This window comes from Flavobacterium sp. FG139 (assembly GCF_057809695.1).
This window is the reverse complement of sequence record NZ_JBMDKL010000028.1, coordinates 1-4,440: the sequence shown is the minus strand read 5'-3', so window position 1 is coordinate 4,440 and position 4,440 is coordinate 1. Positions and strand designations below refer to the sequence as shown.

At 28.9% G+C, this 4,440-nt stretch carries 6 protein-coding genes; 5 read left to right on the top strand and 1 reads right to left on the bottom strand.

Annotated elements, in window-relative coordinates; genetic code table 11:
* The first annotated feature begins 469 nt into the window (after positions 1-469).
* The 5 genes from ACODSI_RS14870 (at position 470) to ACODSI_RS14850 (ending at position 4,152) form a co-directional block, all read left to right on the top strand.
* The gene (locus ACODSI_RS14870; protein WP_488917643.1) at positions 470-1,339 is read left to right on the top strand and encodes a DUF2711 family protein; all 870 of its coding nucleotides are present in this window, start codon (positions 470-472) and stop codon (positions 1,337-1,339) included.
* 168 nt (positions 1,340-1,507) lie between these two features.
* A complete protein-coding gene (locus ACODSI_RS14865; RefSeq protein ID WP_488917642.1) occupies positions 1,508-2,095 on the top strand; it encodes a hypothetical protein in 588 nt (195 codons plus the stop codon).
* Between the two features lie 195 nt (positions 2,096-2,290).
* Positions 2,291-2,782, top strand: a complete 492-nt coding sequence (locus ACODSI_RS14860) for a hypothetical protein (protein ID WP_488917641.1) — start codon at positions 2,291-2,293, stop codon at positions 2,780-2,782.
* A 202-nt stretch (positions 2,783-2,984) separates the two neighbouring features.
* Positions 2,985-3,434 (top strand): hypothetical protein, encoded by a 450-nt coding sequence (locus ACODSI_RS14855; protein ID WP_488917640.1) that lies wholly within the window; start codon positions 2,985-2,987, stop codon positions 3,432-3,434.
* A 196-nt stretch (positions 3,435-3,630) separates the two neighbouring features.
* Positions 3,631-4,152 carry a hypothetical protein gene (locus ACODSI_RS14850; protein WP_488917639.1) on the top strand — a complete coding sequence of 174 codons (522 nt, stop codon included), beginning with the start codon at positions 3,631-3,633 and terminating at the stop codon, positions 4,150-4,152.
* Between the two features lie 2 nt (positions 4,153-4,154).
* Here ACODSI_RS14850 and ACODSI_RS14845 read toward each other — a convergent pair whose 3' ends face one another.
* On the bottom strand, positions 4,155-4,352 hold the full coding sequence (locus ACODSI_RS14845) for a hypothetical protein (RefSeq protein WP_488917638.1): 198 nt from the start codon (positions 4,350-4,352) through the stop codon (positions 4,155-4,157).
* Positions 4,353-4,440 lie beyond the last annotated feature (88 nt).

The window sequence follows — 4,440 nt, the reverse complement described above, 5'->3', positions numbered from 1 at the left end:
TTTGTTTTCGTCAGTGAGTGAAAATCGCCACTGGCGCAAGCGACGAAACGTTAGCGAAAAGCGTGGTTTTGCAAATAAAAACTCAATTTCATTGAGTTTTTCAACTCTACTTCTACTCTATTTTATCTGAGATTTTTAATAGAATTTTAACTGAACTTTGTCTGAAAACTTAATGCGGATTTCTTTCGTGGAAAATTTAATGGTAATGGAAAATCTATCTTTCGTGGAATAAATTGCGGAATTAGACTGCGTGGAATAACTTCGCGGAATTGGATTGCGTTCAAATTCATTTTTAAACAAAATCTGAATTTTAACGCCTATTCGCTAACATCGGTTTCAAGAAATGGCAAGGTTCGGGATTTATTTGAAATAGCAAAGGTTTTTAATTTAAAGTTTTGTTTATATTTGTGAAGGCTTGGTCTTGGTTCATTGCCACTTCTTGAAGCCGAGAAACGTTAGCAGTAATTTTATGAACGACATCTTTAAAGAGCAAAATATTTATCCACACGGAAAAAAAATAAATGAACATTTCAAAGATTTTTATGACTCTGTTTTTATTGCTTATTTACCATTTTTTAAAGTCGAAAATCAAACATCTAGCACAAAAAACTATAGTAAATCTGAAAAAATAACTTTTGAAGACGCAAAAAAAGAATTGGAAATATTAAATAATATTAAAGCTCCAAATGCTGAAATTTATAGTTATAATAATGAAGATTATCCGAAAGATTTAGAAATATACAACAGTGGTGAAATCATTAAATGGGAAACCATAATAAAAGAAGCAAAACTAAAAGATGCTACAGAACTTAATAAAGCACTTAAAACTTCTATAGGCGCATTAAGACCAATTTTCAGAAAACCTGAATTATGTGAAAAATTAAATTCATTTACAGCAAAAAACAACATTTGGCATCCGACAGAAAATTATTTTGACATTTTTTCAAAGATAGCAATTTACAAGACTTTCAAATTATTTGATAAAAATGAGATAGTAATAATTGATGAGTTTTATGAAAACAGCAACTCAGTAAACTTAAATGAATTGACAGAATATGAGTTTTTAGAAAAAATTAGTTATAGTGATTATTATATTTATTCTTACGACAAAGAAATATTATTTTCAATTGGATGGGATAATTTCTATTTTCTAATTGCTACTGACAAAAGTAAGATGGAGAAAATTATAATTGAGAAATATTTTGAAGGTTTTATCTCTGATTCTGAAACTTCAGATGACTGGGATTATTTACCTAGTGAACTAGAAAAATTATTGAAGATTGAAAAAATGCAAAACTCAAATTCAGCAACAAAAAAGTGGTGGGAATTTTGGAAATAGAAAAACTACTGCTAACAGCGGTTTCAAGAAATGGCGAGGCACGGGATTTATTTGAAATCGGAAAGGTTATTATTTTAAAGTTTTGGTTACATTTGTAAAGGCTTGGTCTTGGTTAATCGCCAATTCTTTAAGCCGCGGAACGTTAGCAAAAACTATAAAATGTTACTCATGAAAAATTTAATTTTTTTGATACTTTTAGCTTCAAATTTAGGTTTTACACAAAAATCTGAATCAATAATTAACGATTCTAATCCTGATTATAATTGTAAAAAAACAAAAAATACTCCTTTTGAAAAATTAGCGAATATTTTCCCTTTAAATGAAACAGTTAAAATTCAATTAGTTTCTTTTGTTTATGAAAACACAATTATTATTGACGAAGATGGAACTGAAAAAAAACCAATCATTGATACTATTGCGCGAATTGGAGAAAAATTGAATTCTAGAAACTTAAAGGAAATTAAAACTCTCGAATTGCCCAAAATCATTGAATTGTCTGACTTACTTTATAATTTTAATTTTAATCCTAAAAAAAAACGAACAATCCTTGGCTCTGGTTGTTACGAACCCAGAAATGCAATTGTGTTTTTAGACAAACATGATAATGTAATAGAATATTTGGAAATTTGTTTTTCTTGTCTTGGATATCATATTTTTAATGAAAGTAATTTTGGTGAATTCTGCACTGGAAAAATTGATTTAATCAAAAATTTCTTTTTTTTAAATGGAATAAAATACGGTGTGGTAAAAGAATAGCATTTGCTAACAGCCGTTTGCGCCAATGGCGTGGCTCGGGATTTATCGGAATGCGGAAGTGATTATTTTTTTTCTTTCTATTGCGTTTTTTCTTTCTAACTTTTCGGTATATTTGTTTTCGTCAGTGCCGAAAACCGCCACTGGCGCAAGCGACAGAACGTTAACAGTAACTTTATAACAGCAGCCAGAAAAACTATGAGTAAAACTAGAACATTTCTAAAAATTTTATGGATTACAATAAATTTATTTTTTGGACTTTTTCTTCTTTTATTAATAATAATTATGTTTCAAGCAGTAAGTATTAATGGAAACTATTTTATATTACTTCCAATAATTTTACTAACATCTTTTTTTATTTTCTTCTATATTCAACTCTCAAATCAAATTTCTTACATTGCAATTAACGAAAGAAAAATTGAAGTGTATAAACCTTTGAAGTTTCAGAAAATAACTCTTGAATGGAAAAACATAAAAGGTTATTCAGTTTCAGAATTTTGGTATGGCAGAAATCTTTATTCTTCAAAATCATTCATAATTTATCCAAAAAATGAAAGTGAAATAGAAATTATTAATTTGTTCAATTTAAAATTTGAACAAGCTTTTGAATCATTAAAAAAACATAAAATTGTAAAGCTCGGAAACGAACCATATCAAACTGGGCTTTGGAAAAGGAAATATAAATATTAAAATGAAAAGCTACTGTTAACAGCCGTTTGCGCCAATGACGTAGCTCGGGATTTATCAGAATGCGGAAGTGATTATCTTTTTTCTTTCAATTGCGTTTTTTCTTTCTAACTTTTCGGTATATTTGTTTGCGTCAGTGTCGAAAACCGCCACTGGCGCAAGCGACAGAACGTTATACAACATTATAAAACAAAACGACGAATTTATGAAAAATAAAGTATTGAATTTAATTTTGATAATCAACTCAATTTGTTTTATACTTTATACTGCAAATTTATTTTATAGATTACCAAAATTTGGAGAATTAATACAAATTGTAGTTAGTATTCTCTGCATAATTTCAGTTGTTTGCGTCAGAATGAACAAACATTTAAGAGTGTCTTATTATTGCTTGTCATTTATTTATTTCCTTCAGTCATTTTCTTTTTTATTAATGAGTTTTGCGTGGAAACTTATCATAGGTCCTGACTTGTCGTTATATGTTATAAAAGAAATGGATTTAACTTCAAAACTGGATTTTAAAGTATTCAATTTAGAGTTTCTTTTTAATACTTTTGGAAATACTGGAAATTGGGTTCTTGGATTAAACTTCTTTCACTTAATAATATTTTTCTACTTGATTAAAGAGTTAAGAGTTATAAAACAGAATAAATAACGTTGTATAACACAGGTTTTGCGCTATTGCTGCGCTTGGGCTTTTCGGAAAACGGAAGTGAATATCTTTTTTCTTTAAATCACATTTTTTCTTTCAAAGTTTTCGGTATATTTGTTTAGGCCAGTCTTAAAATGCGCAACAGCGCAAAGCCTGGGAACGTTATGCGTCAGGCTAAAAAATCTGCTAAAAAAGACAAATGAAGTTATTTATCAAAATATTTCTCCTTGCAATAATTGATTTTATTATTATTTGGTTTTGGGTTAAAAAAAATGATCCAGACCCAAGTGTGTCAATTGCTTTGGTGTTTATAGTTACTTTTGCAATTATAATAAATCTTGTTATTGCTCTGATTTTATATTTTTTCAAAAAGGAATATGCAAAAGTATTCGTTATCAATTCTTTAGTTTCTGCATTCATAATGTACTTCTTATTTTTGAACGGAATTGAAAGGCATCAAAACTTAAGATATGAAAGTTGGAAGTTTAATAGACAAGATACAATCTTTGAAATTATACATTCAAAGCTTGATAGTACTTTTAGTATGACAGAAAGCACGAATCAAGGTTCAACAACTGAGTTTTTAGAAGGAAACTTTAAAATAAAAGGAAACGAATATTATTTGACAACTGACTCAACAAAATATAAAATCCGAAATGAATACTTGTATGGATTTAGAAACTCAAAAGATAGTATCAAGTTGATAAAAATTGAAAGATAATCTTATAAAAAGCCCGAACGCATAACAGCCGTTTGCACCAATGGCGTGGCTCGGGATTTATCAGATTGCGCTAGTGAAAATCTTTTTTCTTTCAATCGAGTTTTTCTTTCTAACTTTTCGGTATATTTGTTTTCGTCTGTGTCGAAAATCGCCACTGGCGCAAGCGACGAAACGTTAACAACAATAATTCTTTTTGACAATTCCTGAAATAGGTTGACAAAAAATTAAACACTTTTTTGCAACTTATGAGACTAACAAAAAAACAACCATGTCCAAAAAAAGAGTATC

Coding starts and splice junctions, on each gene's coding strand:
- ACODSI_RS14870 (WP_488917643.1), top strand. CDS start 470: ATGAACGACATCTTTAAAGAGCAAAATATTTATCCACACGGAAAAAAA.
- ACODSI_RS14865 (WP_488917642.1), top strand. CDS start 1,508: ATGAAAAATTTAATTTTTTTGATACTTTTAGCTTCAAATTTAGGTTTT.
- ACODSI_RS14860 (WP_488917641.1), top strand. CDS start 2,291: ATGAGTAAAACTAGAACATTTCTAAAAATTTTATGGATTACAATAAAT.
- ACODSI_RS14855 (WP_488917640.1), top strand. CDS start 2,985: ATGAAAAATAAAGTATTGAATTTAATTTTGATAATCAACTCAATTTGT.
- ACODSI_RS14850 (WP_488917639.1), top strand. CDS start 3,631: ATGAAGTTATTTATCAAAATATTTCTCCTTGCAATAATTGATTTTATT.